The organism is Enterococcus sp. 22-H-5-01 (assembly GCF_050310005.1).
GTDB lineage: Bacteria > Bacillota > Bacilli > Lactobacillales > Enterococcaceae > Enterococcus_A > Enterococcus_A hailinensis.
The window spans coordinates 714,260-732,554 of the sequence record NZ_CP189993.1 but is presented as its reverse complement, the minus strand read 5'-3'; the positions used below and the strand labels follow the sequence as shown (position 1 = coordinate 732,554).

Sequence of the window (18,295 nt, the reverse complement as noted above, 5' to 3'; positions counted from 1 at the left end):
ATTAGATGAATAAAAAAGATATGCTTTATCATTTTGTCGGAATCAAAGGATCAGGGATGAGTTCTCTAGCATTGGTCTTACATGAAAAAGGATTCAATGTACAAGGTTCTGACGTTGAAAATTATTTCTTCACTCAACGCGATTTAGAAAAAGCCGGCATTACTATTTTGCCATTTAGTAAAGACAATATTAAAGAAGGTATGACGATCATTCAAGGAAATGCGTTTCCAGATACACATGAAGAAATCGCTCGTGCCAAAGAATTAGGCCTAGAAATCATTCGTTATCATGATTTTATCGGCAAATTTATTCAACCATATACAAGCATTGCTGTAACTGGTTCTCATGGGAAAACAAGTACGACAGGTTTATTAGCGCACGTTTTAAATGGCTTAGCTCCAACAAGTTATTTGATCGGTGATGGTACAGGCCATGGTGTTCCAGATGCCAAATTCTTTGCTTTTGAAGCCTGTGAATACCAACGTCACTTTTTAGCTTATTCACCTGATTATTCAATCATGACAAATATCGATTTTGATCATCCTGATTATTTCAAGAGTATCGACGATGTTTTCGATGCTTTCCAAACGTTGGCATCTCAAGTCAAAAAAGGTATTTTTGCCTATGGTGACGATGAATACTTGCGTAAATTAAAAGCAGATGTTCCAATCTACTACTATGGTTTGTCTGCAAATGATGATATTCAAGCCCGCAACATCGTTCGTACAACCAATGGATCTGCTTTTGATGTTTATCATAATGAAAAATTCATTGGTCGTTTTGCAGTTCCGTCATTTGGCAAACACAATATCTTAAATGCTTTGTCAGTGATTGCAGTAGCGTACTTTGAAGAGTTAGATATGGATCAAGTCCGTGAAGAAATGTTGACTTTCTCTGGTGTCAAACGTCGTTTTAGTGAAAAAACGGTCGCTGATATGACGATCGTGGATGACTATGCGCACCATCCAGCAGAAATCAAAGCGACGATTGATGCCGCTCGTCAAAAATATCCTGAAAAAGAATTGATCGCTGTCTTCCAACCACATACGTTCACTCGTACGATCGCCTTGATGGATGATTTTGCTGAAGCGTTGGATCGTGCAGATAAAGTTTATCTTTGTGATATTTTCTCATCTGCTCGCGAAACAGCTGGCGATGTAAAAATTGAAGATTTAGGCGCGAAGATCCAAAAAGGCGGCCAAGTCATCAAAGAAGAAAACATGTCTCCATTATTGGATCATGAAAATGCTGTTGTTATCTTTATGGGTGCCGGCGATGTTCAAAAATTTGAACGTGCGTATGAAGATTTATTAAGTAATACGACTCGTAACGTATTATAATTGCAGATGATACTTTTAAAAGACTCGATGAAATCATCGAGTCTTTTTTAATGAAAAATGAAGATTACTTTAGAAAAATTAAAACTTCAAAAGACCCACGCTTGTGTTTTTAACACTTTCTGCTAAAATAATCAGTAGTATAACTAATATACGGAGGGAATAAATTTGTATAACATGAAGTCTCGGAAAATTGGAAAAACGATTGATGAAATCGAGGAAGGTGACTCGTTATCGTTAACAGAATCCATTGAAGACAATCAGATTCTTTTGTATTTAGGATTAACGAATGATGCCAATCCTTTATATATCCAACACGATTACGCTAAAGACACCGAATATGAACAACCACTTGTGCCATCAGTGATGTTGATGGGGATCATTACAAGTGCGATTTCAAAACATTTACCAGGACCGGGTTCCCACGTTGTGAATTTTTCGATCAATTTTATTGATCCTGTTTTTCATTATGAAACATTGACCTTTAAATTCGAAGTGATCAAAGTTGATAAAATGAAAGATGTTGTTACCATTTCTGTTGAAGCTATCGAATCTACAGATAATGAAGAGAAACGTATCTTAGATGCAGTTGTTATGGTGAAACCACCGCAGCCCCATCCAATAGGAGATGATATAAATGAATAATCAAGAAACACAAGTATATGGTTTGAACCGTTTTTATGGAAAAATTTATGCTTTTTTAGCTTTAGGAATAGGTATCAGTGCTGTGATCTCCTATATGGCTTTAGGACCATGGATTTATCAAGTATCAAATTTTATCAATCATTTTCCTTTAGGCTTTTGGGGATTATGGATCGCTGAAATGGCTTTGGTTATTTTCTTAAGTGTAAAAGCTCAAAAAAATCCAACACTGGCTATCGGCGGATTTGTTGTTTATTCAGCGCTTAATGGTTTGACGTTAGCAGTAACGTTAGCCATGTATGATCTAGGGACAGTTACGCAAGCCTTTGTAACAGCTGCCGCAACTTTCTTAGTGATGTCATTGATCGGTTCGTTTACCAAACGTGATCTATCAGGAATCGGTCGTGCGGGTCTAAGTTGTTTATTTGGGATCATCATTGCCATGCTGTTAAATGTTTTTGTTTTACAAAGTAGTGCGGTTGATTTCTTTATTTCGATTTTGATGGTAGTCATCATGTCTGGTATCACTGCCTATGACAATCAAATGATCAGAAAAATCTATGTCAGTTCAAATGGTCAAGCTGGAAATGGTACCGCGGTATTTATGGCCTTGAAACTTTACTTAGATTTCATCAATTTGTTCATTTCATTCTTAAGAATTTTTGGTAATACTAAATAGAGGCGATCGATCGCCTCTATTTTTTTGCCTTATTTTTCAAGAATAACTGAATAGAGCAGTTTCAATCTTTTCTTTTCAAGTGATACTTTGTTAAAATAAAACGTGGAGATTTAGACAAACGAAAAGTTAAAATAGATGCCTTAAATTAGGAATGAGACTAGGAGTAGAAATTATGAATGAAAATAAATTATTACTGGTTGACGGAAATAGCGTGGCCTTCCGTGCTTTTTTTGCGTTACACAATTCTTTGGAGCGGTTCAAAAATCAAAATGGCTTACATACAAATGCCATTTATGCGTTTAATAATATGTTCGAAAATGTCATGGACCGTGAGCAGCCCTCGCACGTTTTAGTTGCTTTTGATGCAGGCAAAACAACTTTTCGAACAGAAATGTATTCAGATTATAAAGGTGGTCGTTCAAAAACACCGGGAGAATTCCGAGAACAAATGCCTTATTTACGAGAGTTATTAGTAGGTTTAGGCGTTAAACATTACGAGCTGGAAAATTATGAAGCTGATGATATTATTGGAACATTGGCTCATCGCGCAGAAGCTCAAGGTTTTGATGTGGTCGTTTTATCAGGAGATCGAGATTTAACTCAGTTAGCCACTGATAAAGTGAAAGTCGATATCACAGTCAAAGGTGTTAGTGAAATCGAATCTTATACACCAGCACATGTGGCTGAAAAGTATGATGGATTAACACCAAACCAGATCATTGACATGAAAGGTTTAGCAGGGGATACTTCGGATAATTATCCTGGTGTGACAAAAGTCGGCGAAAAAACAGCAATTAAATTATTGAAACAATTCGGAACTGTCGAAGGTGTTTACGAAAACATCGATGAACTAAAGAAAAGTAAAATGAAAGAAAACTTGATCAACGATAAAGAACAGGCATTTCTTTCCAAGGAATTGGCGACAATCGCAGTAGATGCACCAGTCGAGATCTCAATCGATGAATTAGCTTACCATGGAAAAGATTTAGATAAATTGTTTCCTTTCTATAAGGAAATGGATTTCAAAGGTTTTCTTAGCAAACTGAATGTGGAAGAAGAAGTCGAACTAGAAGATATCGTCTTTGAGGTAGTCAATGAGTTTGATACATCAATGTTTGAACCAGATGCAGCTCTATATGTAGAGATGTTAGAAGATAATTATCATCTTTCAGATATCGTAGCTGTCGCTTGGGGAACTAAAGAAAAAATTTATGTGACGGATGAATTGGCTTTATTTGAAAATGCAGCCTTTAAAAAATGGTTGGAGCAGTCTAATGGTAAAAAAGTCTATGATGCCAAACGGACATATGTGGCGCTGAATCGTTACATTGGTAAAACAGAAGGGATTAATTTTGATGTTTTACTAGCAGCCTATCTATTAGATACAAATGACAACAGCAATGATATTGCAGGAGTCTCTCAATACTATGGTTATACAGAAATCCAAACAGATGAACAAGTATACGGTAAAGGAGCTAAAAAAGGCTTACCCGAAGATCCAGAACTTTTTTATGGTCATTTAGCCCGTAAAATCAAAGCAATCCAGTTCCTGAGTGAAAAGTTGGAAAAAGAATTAGAAGAGAAACAACAAGACAAATTATTTTATCAAATGGAATTGCCGCTTTCACGGATTTTAGCTGAAATGGAGATTGCGGGGATTACAGTCGATGCTCAACGTTTACAAGGAATGCGGGGAGAATTTTCAAAACGTCTTCAAGAGATCGAACAACGAATCTATCAAGAAGCTGGAGAAGAATTCAATATCAATTCACCGAAACAATTAGGTGTGATCTTATTTGAAAAAATGAATCTTCCAGTAATCAAAAAAACAAAAACAGGTTATTCGACAGCAGTGGATGTCTTAGAGCAATTAAAAGAACAAGCACCAATTGTTGAGCATATTTTAGATTATCGTCAATTAGCAAAAATTCAATCTACTTATGTTGAAGGCTTGTTGAAAGTGATTCAAGGAGACAACAAGATCCATACGCGCTATATCCAAACTCTAACTCAAACCGGCCGTTTGAGTTCAGTAGATCCTAACTTGCAAAATATTCCGATTCGTTTAGAAGAAGGACGCAAGATCCGTCAAGCCTTTGTACCGAGAGAAAAAAATTGGTTGATTTATTCATCGGACTATTCGCAAATTGAATTGAGAGTATTGGCGCATATTTCAGGCGATGAACATTTAAAGCAAGCTTTCCGTGACGGAATAGATATCCATACAAGTACGGCGATGCGGGTCTTCAACGTTTCTGAAGCTGAGGTGACACCTAATATGCGGCGCAATGCTAAAGCGGTAAATTTCGGGATCGTTTATGGGATCTCTGATTATGGCTTGTCGCAAAATTTAGGAATCACACGTAAAGCGGCACAAGAATACATCGATACGTATTTTGAAAACTATCCGGATGTAAAACGTTATATGGAAGAAAGTGTCAGAGAAGCCAAAGATAAAGGCTATGCAGCCACACTGTATAATCGTCGTCGTTATTTACCCGATATCAATTCACGAAACTTCAATGTAAGGTCATTTGCTGAACGGACGGCTATTAACACACCAATCCAAGGTAGTGCGGCCGATATATTGAAATTGGCGATGATCGAAATGGCCAAACGACTAAAAGAATCTGATTTACAAGCAACGATGTTGTTACAAGTTCACGATGAGCTAGTATTTGAAGTTCCTGAAAGTGAATTAGAAGCATTGGATCAATTAGTAAAAGATGTCATGGAGAATACGGTACAATTAGATGTGCCATTGTTAACCGATAGTAATTGGGGCGAAACGTGGTACGAAGCGAAATAGAAAAAAGCTGGAAGAGATTCCAGCTTCTTTTATACCGTTTCAAAGCAACTAGTTTAAATAAATTTCCAGTCGGTTTTACGAATGACTATTTTTAGATAGAATGGGACGTGTAGAGAATGCCAGAATTACCTGAAGTGGAAACAGTAAGAAGAGGATTGGTTTCATTAGTAACAGGCAAAACGACCGCGAAAGTCGATGTTTATTGGCCGCGGATCATTGAATTTCCCGAAGTAGAAACTTTCAATCGTCAATTAGTTGGCGAAACGATCGAAACAGTAACGCGAAGAGGAAAATATTTGATTTTTGAATTTACTCACTATGAGATGGTCTCCCATTTGAGAATGGAAGGGAAATATGAATTTTTCAAAGAGGCAACGCCGCTAGACAAACACAGCCATGTTCGTTTTATTTTTACAGATGGGACAGAATTGATCTATCATGATGTTCGAAAATTCGGTAGAATGGCGTTATTACAAAAAGGAACTGCAAAAGAGTATAAAGGATTGTCACAGCTAGGACCTGAGCCGACTGAGGAAGACTTTGAGTTAAATCAATTCGCAAAGAACTTAGGGAAAGCGAAGACAATGATCAAACCGCTATTACTAAATCAAAAAATCGTTGCTGGGCTAGGCAATATTTATGTCGATGAAGTATTATGGCTAGCTAAAATCCACCCAGAACGTCCAGCAAATACATTGAAACCCAAGGAAGTTGCCGAATTACGCGAAGCGATTATTGAAGTCATCGCAAAAGCTAAAGAAGCTGGCGGGACAACGATTCGTACGTATTTAAACGCTTTGGGCGAAGCAGGTCATTTCCAACAGGAATTACATGTTTATGGACAAACAGGTACGCCTTGCCCCCGCTGTGGGACACCGATCATTAAAATCAAAGTAGCTCAACGCGGTACCCATCTTTGTCCGCATTGTCAAAAATTAAACGAGTCGAAAGGATAGAAAGCGATGAGTTTTGTACTAGGAATCACCGGCGGAATCGCAAGCGGAAAGTCGACTGTAGTAAAAATTTTTGCCGAAAGACAATTTCCAATCGTTGATGGTGATCTGATCGCTCGAAAAGTTGTTGAACCTAAGACACCGGGGTTAGCAGCTTTGATCGATACATTTGGTCCAGCAATTTTGCAAGCTGACGGCCGATTAGATCGAAAAAAATTAGGCGATCTCGTTTTTCACGATGAACAAAAACGCCAACAATTAAATCACGTACTGGATCCCTTTATACGTAAAGAAATCACACAACAAACAATGGCTGCTAAGTCACTCAGCAATTTAGTGATCGTAGATATTCCTTTATTGTATGAAGGCCGTTATGAAGAGTTGATGGATGCGGTAGCCGTTGTTTATGTTACTCCCGAATATCAGTTGGAACGTTTGATGAAACGCAATTTACTATCACAATCAGATGCACAAAAACGGATCGACAGTCAGATGTCATTGGAAATGAAAAAGAAAAAAGCAGAGATTATTTTTGATAATTGCGGCTCTCTCGAATATTTGAGAAAACAAGTTATCGATTGGCTGATCAAAAATCAATTTGTTTCTTAAAGAATTAAGCGTCGTAGCAGTACGACGCTTTTTTTAGTCGCTTTGTTATGGTAAACTCTTGTTATATAAACGAATAACTAGAAGTAGCAAAAGGTTATTTGTGGAATAAAAAATGAATGAACAAATCAATTTTCACAAATTAAAGTGAATTTATAAATAGTCAAGAAAGTGTGGGGGAGAATATGCGTTGTCCAAAATGCAATCATAATAATTCTCGAGTGATCGATAGCCGGCAAACGGACGATGGACGTGCGATCCGTCGTCGTAGAGAATGCGAAAATTGTGGATTTCGTTTCACAACTTTTGAACGAATCGAAGTCGTTCCTTTATTAGTAGTAAAACGCAATGGTGATCGTGAAGAGTTCAGCCGTGATAAAATTTTACGCGGACTTATTCGTTCAGCGGAAAAACGCCCAGTTGCGATGGAGCAGATGGAACAAATCGTTGATCATGTTGAAAATCGTGTACGCAGCATGGGAGAAAATGAAATGCCAACGAGTAAAATCGGAGAATTTGTTATGGAAGATTTGATGAGTGTTGATGAGATTGCCTATATCCGCTTTGCAAGTGTTTATCGACAATTCAAAGATATGTCCGTCTTTTTGAAAGAATTACAAGAAATTGTTGATAAAGCAAAATCAACAGATAATGACTAGGAGGCTTTTTTGTGGCAGAAGAATTAAAACCTAGCACCTTTTACACTGTTTATGGTGAGCCACAGCTCGATGAAAGCAAGCGTGATGCCTTAGTGTATTTATACCAACCGATTATCGGTAGTGTTGCATTAAGTGTTTATTTTACAATGAAAAGTGATATTGATGCAGAAGGGATGAGCGCTAGTTTTATGCACGCTGATCTTTTATCCGCAATCGATACTGGGTTGATGCACTTTTTAAAAGCACGAGAACACTTAGAAGGTATCGGGTTATTAGAAACGTATCAAAAGGAAGACCCGGAATTAGGGATGCAATTACTTTATGCTTTGCGTGCGCCATTAACGCCGGAAAAATTTTTCCAAGATCCTTTAATGTCTTATTTATTGATGGATAAAATCGGCAAACGTCGCTATGGGCGTTTAGTTGAACGTTTCAAACCTAAAATGATCGATAGGTCTGAAGCCCAAAATATTACTAAACGCTTTCGAGAAGTCTATCGTTTAGATGAACAAGCCTTTGCTAGCCAGAGTGAGATCCTAGAACAAACACAAGATGATTTTACAGAAAAAAGTGATTTTGACTGGTCGCTTTTCAGTCAACAATTGCGCCGGTTCAATTTGATTTTAACGATTGAAGAACGAGAAAAACTACAAACTTTTCAAACACTTTATGGTTTGAACGAACTTGACTTAGCTGAATATGTAGCTAAAGCAAGTGCGGGTGAAAAAAATGGCCTGAACTTTAATTACTTACGTCAATTGATGAACAAAGAAAAACGGCCGAATGTTGCAGCAGAAGCGACAAAGGTGAAAGAACAGTCTACTGAGAAATCAACGAGTGCTGAAAATAATTTTTCACCCCAAGAAACAGAAATTATTGCTCAAAGTAAAAAAATTGCGCCAGTTACTTTTTTAAGAGCTATCAAACGTGAAAAAGGCGGCTTTGAGACAAATACGGAAGTCCGTTTATTAGAAGAACTGATTGGTCGGAATCTATTACCGAAGAGTGTGATCAATATCATCATCAATTATATTTTAGTCATCCAAAATCAAGCAGTGATCAATGCGAACTATCTCAATGCGATTGCTAATGATTGGGCCCAAAAGAAAATCGCAACGCCGGAAGATGCGATTAATCATGTTCGAGAAAACAATCAAAAGCTTGTTCGTAAACCGCAAGCGACTCGGCCAAGTTATCAAAAAAGAGGAGCCGGACGAAAAGAGGCACTGCCTGAACATATCAAACAACCGCCAAAAGAAACAAAACTCAGCCCTGAAAAGGAAGCTGAGCTGAATCGTAAATTAGCAGCATATTTAAACAAAGAAGGTGACGATTAATGGAAGATGTAGGAAAAGAATTAAATCGCATCATTAAAAGTCGCGGTGTCGATGGTCGTTACCGACAAATGATGGAAGAAGTGTTAGCTGATCCGGACGTGAATCAATTCATCGAAGTGCATAAAGCAAAACTGACACAAGAAGACATTGAAAAGTCTTTTGCAAAACTATACGAATTCGTCCAAGAAAAGAAAAAATATTTGAATTCAGATCCGACGATGATCGCACCAGGCTATGAGCCGCAATTGAGTTTGAATTTTCACTTTATCGATGTGACGTATGTGCCGACAGATGACTTGCTTCGCCGCAAACGTGAAGAAGAGATCCGCAATCGGGTGAATTCTGTTGATATGCCAAAAGATATTCGTAAAGCTTCCATCCGTAATTTTGAAGTGACCTCGGGTCGAAGTGAAGCATTAGAAGCAACCTTAGATTTTATTAATCAATATGAAGAGAATCCTAGAAATTTTCATAAAGCACTTTATTTAGTTGGGGATTTCGGTGTAGGTAAAACGTATTTATTAGGTGCGGTTGCCCACGAATTAGCTGTTAAGGGTTTTGAAACGACCTTGATTCATTTTCCAACATTTGCGGGTGAGATGAAACAAGCGATCTCAAATGATAAAGTTGGTCCTAAATTGGATGAAGTCAAGCGAGCACCGATTTTAATGATCGATGATATCGGAGCCGATTCGATGAGCGCTTGGATTCGCGATGAAGTCTTAGGTGTCATTTTACAACATCGAATGCAAGAACAATTACCGACCTTTTTTTCATCGAATTTCAATATGAATCAATTGGAGCAACATCTATCCGTTACACAGCGCGGCGATGAAGAACCGTTAAAAGCAAAACGGATCATGGAACGCGTTCGATATTTAAGTAGAGAAGTTTGGGTGATTGGTGAAAATCGCCGAAATGGTTAAAAAAAAGAAATTTTTCTAAGAAAAAAGCTAATACCCTATTAAAAAGCGCTATCATTTTGCTCTTTTTTAGGGGGCTTTTTTTTAATGAGTGTTATAATTAAAAATGGGATGTGGATTAAATGAATGCCAAAGACTTATCAATGCGTTTACAAAAAGCTGCAGAATATGTACCTCAAGGAGCTAGACTGGCAGATATCGGCTCTGATCATGCTTATTTGCCTGTCGCTTTGATGTTACAAAATAAAATTTCATATGGAATTGCCGGTGAAGTAGTTAAAGGTCCTTTTGAATCAGCCAAACGTCAAGTAGCAAAAAATGGTTTAGTAGATAAAATCGATGTTCGCTTAGCGGATGGCCTAGAAGCAGTCACTTTAGCGGATGAGGTATCAGCAATCACTATCTGTGGTATGGGCGGTGTTTTGATTCGAGATATTTTACAACGAGGAAAAGAACAGCAACGCCTATCTGGTAATGAACGCTTGATTTTACAACCAAATGTTGGGGAACGCCAATTACGTGAATGGCTAGTTCAAGAAGGTTATACGATTATCGCTGAATCAATCCTTGAAGAAAATCAAAAAGTTTATGAAATTATCGTAGCTGAAAAAAATACTGCCGCCACCACCTATTCATTAAAAGAGTTATTTTTTGGTCCACGATTATTACAAGAAAAAAATCAGATTTTTATTGAAAAATGGCAGCACAAATTGATCAAAAGTGAAAAAATATTAGCAAGTCTAAAACGCAGCGATCAAGATGTGGCTGATAAAATCAAAGAAGTAGAACAAGAAATTACGTGGATCCAGGAGGTAATTGCCAGTGCAAGGGATTGAATTTATTCGACGTTTTAATGACTATTGTCCAGAATGGCTAGCAGAAGACGGCGACCCAGTTGGCCTGCATATCGGTACTTTGAACAAACAAGTTGAGCGAATCATGATGAGTTTAGATGTTCGTCCAGCAGTTGTTGCCGAAGCAATCGAAAAAAAGATTGATTTACTGATAGTAAAACATCCGCCGATTTTTCGGCCTATCGATCGGTTAGTCACAGATGATATCCAAACAAATATGTATGCAGAACTGATTAAACATGATATTGCGGTTTATGCCGCCCATACGAATATGGATATCATCGATAGTGGATTGAATGATTGGTTTTGTGAGCTTTTATCTGTAAAAGATACAAGCTATCTGATTCCGACACACACAGTAAAAATGAAAAAGCTTGCTGTCTATACGCCACAAACAGAAGCAAAAAAAATGCGCGAAGTATTATCAACAGCTGGGGCTGGAGAACAAGGGAATTATCATGCTACGTCTTTTACTATCAATGGAACAGGACGTTTTACGCCTGAAACGGCTGCAAATCCGACAATCGGTTCAGTAAATGTTCCGGAACAAGTCCAAGAAAGTAAAATCGAAGTGGTTTTTCCAGAAACAAAAGAAAAACAAATTATTACAGCAATGCTCGCAGCACATCCATATGAAGAACCAGCTTACGATGTTTATACTTTAGATAATCTAACGCAAACCTATGGTATCGGTCGAGTTGGTGAATTGGAACAAGCGTTGACGACCGAAGAATTTATTCAAAAAGTCAAAAAGACGTTTGATTTATCTGGTTTGCGCGTCGTTTATCCGCACAAAGAAAAAGAAACCATTAAACGAGTTGCGATTTGCGGGGGCAGTGGCGAGAAATTTTATCGCAATGCTGTAGCCGCGGAGGCCGACGTTTATATCACAGGCGATGTCTATTATCATACGGCCCATGATATGCAGGAAACGGGCATGTTAGTAATTGATCCAGGTCATTATATTGAGTCGTTATGCAAAGTAAAAATGGTGGAACTATTTGAACAATGGAAAAATGAAGAAGGTTGGAGCGTTGATTTCTTTATTTCTGAAACATCGACCAATCCATTCTCATTTAAATAAACAGCATTAAAGGAGAGAGAAAAATGTACGAAAATTTATTACCGCGTTTTTTACGCTACGTGAAGACAGAAACTCAATCAGATGCAACAAGTACGACCACACCATCAACACAAACACAGGTTGCTTTTGCACATGAGTTGATGAAAGAATTAGAAGAAATCGGCATGAGCGATATTTCTTATAATGAAAAAAATGGCTATGTCATTGCAACTTTACCAAGTAATTTAGATAAAGAAGCGCGGACGATCGGTTTTATCTCTCACATGGATACAGCTGATTTCAATGCAAAAGGAGTAAATCCTCAAATCGTTGAAAACTATGATGGCGAATCAACGATCAAATTAGACGCTGATGGAAAATACACGTTAAATACCAAAGATTTTCCTAACTTAAAAAATTATTCAGGCCAAACATTGATCACAACAGATGGATCAACGTTATTGGGTTCAGATGATAAATCCGGGATTGCTGAAATCATGACAGCGATGGAATATTTGATTAAACATCCAGAAATCAAACACGGGGAAGTACGAGTTGGTTTTGGTCCAGATGAAGAAATCGGTATCGGCGCAGATAAGTTTGATGTCAAAGAATTCAACACGGATTTTGCCTATACAATGGATGGCGGACCAATCGGTGAATTGCAATACGAAACATTTAGTGCTGCCCAAGCTGAAATCACTATGTATGGTAAGAATGTTCATCCAGGAACAGCTAAAAATACCATGATCAATGCATTGCAAATGGCAATCGATTTCCACAATCAACTACCAGAAGCAGATCGTCCTGAAAAAACTGAGGGTCGTGAAGGCTTCTTCCACTTATTAGCCTTAGACGGTAATGTGGAAGAAGCAAAAATGACTTACATTATTCGTGACCATGACCGTGATAAATTTGAAGAACGTAAACAAATCATCACCGATCTTCAAGCAAAAATGAATAGTCAATTTGATCAAGAACGTGTTGAAATCAATATGTATGATCAATATTATAATATGGGCGAAATCATTGAAAAAGATATGAGCGTGATTGAATTAGCAAAAGGTGCGATGGAAGAAGTGGGTATCACACCATTGATCGAACCAATTCGTGGTGGTACAGACGGCTCTAAGATCTCATTTATGGGAATACCTACACCAAACATTTTTGCTGGTGCAGAAAATATGCATGGACGTTTTGAATTTGTTTCATTACAAACAATGGAAAAAGCTGTCGATGTGATCGTCAAAATCGTTGAGAATAACGGGAAATAATTTTTTTGAAAAAGTGCTAAGGAAACTTAGCGCTTTTTCTTTTTTTGCGGCGGACCGTATGTTAGGCTAGAGTAATAAATGAAAAATGAGGGAAATCAATGAATTTATCAGTCAGTCGTAAACTGATTTTAAATATTGGCCTATTTATAGTCATGATTGGAATCATTATTTTTGTGATTCGTGATTCGTTAGGCGAAATATTTACTGAATTAGGAAAAACATCATTGCCGGTGTTGGTTGGAGTAACGGTATTAGGAGTAGTTAGTCAAATAATTGAAGGGTATTCGATCAAAACAATCGCTGGTGAATTTAATCCTAAATTTACTATTAGAGATGGTTTTTTTGCCTCAGCATACTCGACCTTTTATCGAGTAGTAACATTTGGAACAGGATCAATTGTTGCTGAAGTGATCTATTATCATAAAAAAGGATTGAAGTTTTCTGAAGGCACAGGGACGAGCACCTTGCGGATGATCACATATAAAATCGCATTGATCGTTTGGGCAATCTTTTTTCTGTTTATCAAGAGCAACGCTATCCAGGCTCAAATCGCTAATGGTATTGTCTGGGTGATCGCGGGAATTGCAGTAACGATTTTGATTATCTCAACCTTGCTTATTCTAAGCTTAAATATCAATGCGCAAGTCTTCTTTGTTCGTATTTGCAATCGTTTTTTGAAAAAGCAAAAATTACGAGATATCGTTGATCGTTTGAATGAACAAATTTATTCACTAAGAGAAGCGATCCAGACCTTTATCCATGATCGAAATGCGGTCATTCGTGTATTTTGTTCAAATATGGCTAAATTAGCTGTCTGGTATAGTATTCCATTTTTTATCCTAGTTCATGATCATCCTCAAATCGATTTGCTATTAACGGTAGCGTTGATCAGTTTTTCAGTCATTATCGGAGGTGTTTTACCAGCACCAGGAGGGATTGGTGGATTCGAATTTGTTTATGTATTATTGTTCCGCCATGTCATCGGTAAAGTCGATGCTGTTTCATCCTTGCTGTTGTATCGTTATGCAACTTATTTGATGCCATTTTTGATTGGAATGGTTTACGTTTTCATTACCAAGCAACGTGAAATTAAACATGAAATCAAAGCAGTAAAAAAAGAAAGCTAACGCTCGCGTTAGCTTTCTTTTTTTAATAATGAATGACTAATTTACCGATCATTTCGTTTGATTCAACGATTTGATGACCTTGATAAAAAACTTCCGGCGAAAAACCAGGAATTATTTTTGTTAAGGTACTTTGGATTTTTTTTTCTTGAAGCAACTCAACAAGAAATTCTAAAATCTTTCCTTGAGAAGCGACATTGAAATCATGATCTGTTTTTGAAAACATATATTCCCAATCGAAACTGCCGGATTTATTTTTTAATTTTGTCATATCTAAATCTTTGGTAGCACCGACGATCGAACCTAAATGACCAAAAGGTTCAAGTAAGTCGCACATTTCATCAAAATAGCGATCTGTAGAATGCAAAATCAAAATGTAAGGCAAGCTCTTGTACCCTAGTTTTGATAATTGTTTTGTCAAATCTTTATGATGATTGATAACATGATCAGCACCCATTTTTTCGGTCCAAGCTTTACTTTCTTTACGAGAAGCAGTAGTGACTACGGTTAAACCAGCCCATTTAGCTAATTGAGTCGCCACTGAACCAACGCCGCCGGCCCCATTTATAATTAAAAGTGTACCTTCATTTTGTTTTTCTTCGGGAATCAAATTCATTTTTTCAAATAGCATTTCATAAGCAGTAATAAAAGTTAACGGTAATGCTGCAGCGCTATCAGTAGAAAGGTCGCTTGGCAATTTTGCAGTAATTCGAGAATCCACTACTTGTTGTTCGCTGTAACTGCCATAACGTGTCGTTGTGCCAGCAAAAAAGATCCGATCACCGACTTGTAATTTTTCAACGTCACTACCAATTTGAGTGATAATACCGACACTATCAAAACCTAATACATGTGGTTGTGCGGTTCCTTTCCCACTTTGCCTAAGTTTAGTATCTACAGGATTGATCGATGTAGCTAAATTTTTTACGACTACATCAAATTTATTTAATTTAGGAAGCATTACTTCATATGTTTCAAAATGGTTTCCATTCGACAGTTGGAATCCTTTTTCAAAGCCGATCACACGAGAAATCATTGAATCACTCTCTTTCTAGTAATGAAAGAATTGTAGCATTATTTCGTTTTTCTTCCCAATAATAAACATTAATACTTGGTGAGTATATCTTTTGATCTTTACTGACCAATGATATATACTATGATTTGTAAATAATTAATAATGTCGGAGGTATGTTTATGAATATCGAAAAAATGACGACGACTTTACAAGAAACAATTGCTGAAGGGCAGCAGATAGCAGTAACTAGACACCACCAAGAAATCGATATCGCCCATGTATGGAAAATTTTTTTACAACCAAATCATTTTGGTAGAAATTTTTATACAGATGCTGGGCTTGATGTTGATCGTTTTGAACAGGAAGTAGATCATCTGTTGGATGAATACCCAACAGTTAGTGGTGGAAATGTTCAATATGGACAAAATTTAAGTCAAAATCTATTCAATCTGTTAAATGAAGCAGATTCATTAAGAGAAAAATTTCAAGACGACTTTTTGTCAACCGAAATCGTCATCTTAGCGTTAATGAAACTAAAAAATTATCCTTTAACGAAGTATTTGAATCAACAAGGAATCAATGAAAAAGAGATTCAAAAAAATATTGAAGAGATGCGGGGAGGAGATCGTGTGACTTCGCAAAACCAAGAAGAAACATACAAAGCCTTAGAAAAATATGGAGTTGATTTAGTTCAACAAGTTAAAAATGGAAAACAAGATCCGATTATCGGTCGTGATGAAGAAATCCGCGACGTTATTCGGATCCTTTCTCGGAAAACTAAAAATAATCCGGTATTGATCGGCGAACCCGGTGTGGGCAAAACGGCGATCGTGGAAGGGCTAGCGCAACGGATCGTTCGTAAAGATGTTCCGGAAAATTTAAAAGACAAAACAGTCTTTTCATTAGATATGGGTTCGTTGATCGCTGGAGCAAAATTCCGGGGCGAATTTGAAGAACGATTGAAAGCCGTTTTAAAAGAAGTAAAAAAATCAGATGGACGAATTTTATTGTTTATCGATGAAATTCATAATATCGTCGGAGCCGGTAAAACAGAAGGTAGCATGGATGCCGGAAACTTATTGAAACCAATGTTAGCTCGTGGAGAATTACATTTGATCGGAGCAACAACATTAGATGAATACCGTCAATATATGGAAAAAGACAAAGCTTTAGAACGTCGTTTCCAAAAAGTACTAGTCAAGGAACCGACCGTTGAAGATACGATCAGTATTTTACGGGGACTAAAAGAACGCTTTGAGATCCACCATGGAGTAAATATTCATGATAATGCCTTAGTAGCGGCGGCTACATTATCAGATCGCTATATTACGGATCGTTTCTTACCTGACAAAGCAATTGATTTGATCGATGAGGCCAGTGCTAGTATTCGTGTCGAAATGAACTCTATGCCGACAGAGCTTGATCAAGTCACTCGTCGTTTGATGCAATTAGAAATCGAAGAAGCAGCCTTGAAAAAAGAGAGCGATGATGCCAGCAAGAAACGTTTAGAAAACTTACAAGAGGAATTAGCTAACCTTCGTGAAGAAGCAAATGCGATGAAACTTCAATGGGAAACCGAAAAAGAAGAAGTCAATGAAGTTTCCAATAAACGAGCTGAGATTGATCAAGCCAAACATGAATTGGAATATGCAGAAAACAACTATGATTTAGAACGAGCAGCCGTTCTTCGACATGGAACGATACCAAAATTGGAACAAGAATTAACTGAACTGGAAGAAAAAAATAAACAAAATGATATCAGAATGGTCCAAGAATCTGTAACCGAAAATGAAATTGCACAAGTCGTGGGCCGTTTAACCGGTATTCCAGTAACTAAATTAGTTGAAGGCGAACGTGAAAAACTCCTAAGTTTGAACGGTACGCTGCATAAACGTGTAATTGGACAAGACGAAGCCGTCGACGCTGTTAGTGACGCTGTTCTTCGTTCTCGTGCGGGTTTGCAAGATCCAAATCGACCGTTAGGATCATTTTTATTCTTAGGACCAACTGGAGTCGGTAAAACAGAATTAGCTAAAGCTTTAGCTGAAAATTTATTTGATTCAGAAGACCACATGGTACGAATCGATATGAGTGAATACATGGAAAAACATTCTGTTTCTCGCTTGGTCGGGGCACCTCCAGGTTACGTTGGCTATGAAGAAGGCGGTCAATTAACAGAAGCAGTTCGTCGTAATCCGTATACGATTATTTTGCTCGACGAAATTGAAAAAGCACATCCAGATGTCTTTAATATTTTGTTGCAAGTCTTAGATGATGGTCGTTTGACAGATTCTAAAGGTCGCTTAGTCGATTTTAAAAATACTGTTTTGATTATGACTAGTAACATCGGTTCTCAAGTATTGTTAGATGGTGTGACTGAAGAAGGGACGATCCCTGAAGCGACCAAAGAACAAGTTTTGAATTTATTGAGAGGTCACTTCAAGCCAGAATTTTTAAACCGAATCGATGATACGATTTTATTTACACCATTGAGTTTAGAAAACGTTAAAGGAATTGTTGAAAAAATTATTCAAGGCCTTTCTAAACGCTTAGAAGAACAAGAAATACAATTAGCAATTACTGAAGATGCGAAGAGTTGGATCGCAGAACAAGCATATGAACCACAATACGGAGCTCGGCCACTAAAAAGATTCATTACGCGAGAGGTAGAGACACCATTAGCAAAAGAAATCATTGCAGGTCGAGTTTTGCCGAAAACCAAAGTAGCTATTGAATTACTAGATGATCAACTTGTTTTCCAAAATGAAACAGCAGATATATAATTTAATTATGTAAACAAAAAAGCGATAACTTCAATTAAATGGAGTTATCGCTTTTTTTATAATAATCGAAAATTTCATTAATTTTATAAAAAGCAAGCTATTGAAAAAAATAAATAACAACATTCTCATTACGTATATTACGAATTAATGACAAATTAGTGAATTTACAGTGATTAAATTGTTTGCATCGCATTCTTAGCTTATACTTTAAAAGGAAGCAAATAAGAGCTTAGTCGA

General features: G+C 37.2%; 15 protein-coding genes. 14 read left to right on the top strand and 1 reads right to left on the bottom strand.

The features are described from left to right. The first annotated feature begins 5 nt into the window (after nt 1-5). The 13 genes from murC to ACQKTA_RS03575 all read left to right on the top strand — a co-directional run bounded on the left by murC (nt 6) and on the right by ACQKTA_RS03575 (nt 14,263). On the top strand, nt 6-1,340 hold the full coding sequence (murC, locus tag ACQKTA_RS03635) for a UDP-N-acetylmuramate--L-alanine ligase (RefSeq protein ID WP_407856184.1): 1,335 nt from the start codon (nt 6-8) through the stop codon (nt 1,338-1,340). A gap of 174 nt (nt 1,341-1,514) precedes the next feature. Further along, entirely contained in the window at nt 1,515-1,982 is a 468-nt protein-coding gene (locus ACQKTA_RS03630) for a MaoC family dehydratase (RefSeq protein WP_427814504.1), read from the top strand. Beyond that, nucleotides 1,975-2,658, top strand: a complete 684-nt coding sequence (locus ACQKTA_RS03625) for a Bax inhibitor-1/YccA family protein (RefSeq protein WP_332580095.1) — start codon at nt 1,975-1,977, stop codon at nt 2,656-2,658. The genes ACQKTA_RS03630 and ACQKTA_RS03625 overlap by 8 nt, the downstream gene beginning before the upstream one ends. A gap of 172 nt (nt 2,659-2,830) precedes the next feature. Then, a complete protein-coding gene (gene polA / locus ACQKTA_RS03620; RefSeq protein WP_427814225.1) occupies nt 2,831-5,467 on the top strand; it encodes a DNA polymerase I in 2,637 nt (878 codons plus the stop codon). A gap of 116 nt (nt 5,468-5,583) precedes the next feature. Continuing rightward, a complete protein-coding gene (gene mutM, locus ACQKTA_RS03615; RefSeq protein WP_427814224.1) occupies nt 5,584-6,423 on the top strand; it encodes a DNA-formamidopyrimidine glycosylase in 840 nt (279 codons plus the stop codon). Nucleotides 6,424-6,429: 6 nt separating this feature from the next. Then, nucleotides 6,430-7,029: a dephospho-CoA kinase gene (coaE, locus tag ACQKTA_RS03610; RefSeq protein ID WP_427814223.1), complete on the top strand. Its 600-nt coding sequence runs from the start codon at nt 6,430-6,432 to the stop codon at nt 7,027-7,029. Between the two features lie 182 nt (nt 7,030-7,211). Then, nucleotides 7,212-7,685, top strand: a complete 474-nt coding sequence (gene nrdR / locus ACQKTA_RS03605; protein ID WP_071858394.1) for a transcriptional regulator NrdR — start codon at nt 7,212-7,214, stop codon at nt 7,683-7,685. A gap of 11 nt (nt 7,686-7,696) precedes the next feature. After that, a complete protein-coding gene (locus ACQKTA_RS03600) occupies nt 7,697-9,022 on the top strand; it encodes a replication initiation and membrane attachment family protein (protein WP_427814222.1) in 1,326 nt (441 codons plus the stop codon). Beyond that, nucleotides 9,022-9,948: a primosomal protein DnaI gene (dnaI, locus tag ACQKTA_RS03595; RefSeq protein WP_332580100.1), complete on the top strand. Its 927-nt coding sequence runs from the start codon at nt 9,022-9,024 to the stop codon at nt 9,946-9,948. Before ACQKTA_RS03600 ends, dnaI begins: the two co-directional genes overlap by 1 nt. Nucleotides 9,949-10,067: 119 nt before the next feature. Next, nucleotides 10,068-10,781 (top strand): tRNA (adenine(22)-N(1))-methyltransferase, encoded by a 714-nt coding sequence (locus ACQKTA_RS03590; protein WP_427814221.1) that lies wholly within the window; start codon nt 10,068-10,070, stop codon nt 10,779-10,781. Then, on the top strand, nt 10,762-11,883 hold the full coding sequence (locus tag ACQKTA_RS03585; protein WP_427814220.1) for a Nif3-like dinuclear metal center hexameric protein: 1,122 nt from the start codon (nt 10,762-10,764) through the stop codon (nt 11,881-11,883). The genes ACQKTA_RS03590 and ACQKTA_RS03585 overlap by 20 nt, the downstream gene beginning before the upstream one ends. Nucleotides 11,884-11,906: 23 nt before the next feature. Further along, entirely contained in the window at nt 11,907-13,136 is a 1,230-nt protein-coding gene (gene pepT / locus ACQKTA_RS03580; RefSeq protein ID WP_332580103.1) for a peptidase T, read from the top strand. 98 nt (nt 13,137-13,234) lie between these two features. After that, a complete protein-coding gene (locus ACQKTA_RS03575; protein WP_407857285.1) occupies nt 13,235-14,263 on the top strand; it encodes a lysylphosphatidylglycerol synthase transmembrane domain-containing protein in 1,029 nt (342 codons plus the stop codon). A 22-nt stretch (nt 14,264-14,285) separates the two neighbouring features. Here the strand turns inward: ACQKTA_RS03575 and ACQKTA_RS03570 are convergent, their stop codons facing one another. Next, nucleotides 14,286-15,296 carry a zinc-binding alcohol dehydrogenase family protein gene (locus ACQKTA_RS03570; protein WP_427814219.1) on the bottom strand — a complete coding sequence of 337 codons (1,011 nt, stop codon included), beginning with the start codon at nt 15,294-15,296 and terminating at the stop codon, nt 14,286-14,288. Between the two features lie 158 nt (nt 15,297-15,454). On the opposite strand from ACQKTA_RS03570, the gene clpB reads away from it, so the two are divergent. Continuing rightward, nucleotides 15,455-18,058, top strand: a complete 2,604-nt coding sequence (gene clpB, locus ACQKTA_RS03565) for an ATP-dependent chaperone ClpB (RefSeq protein ID WP_427814218.1) — start codon at nt 15,455-15,457, stop codon at nt 18,056-18,058. Nucleotides 18,059-18,295 lie beyond the last annotated feature (237 nt).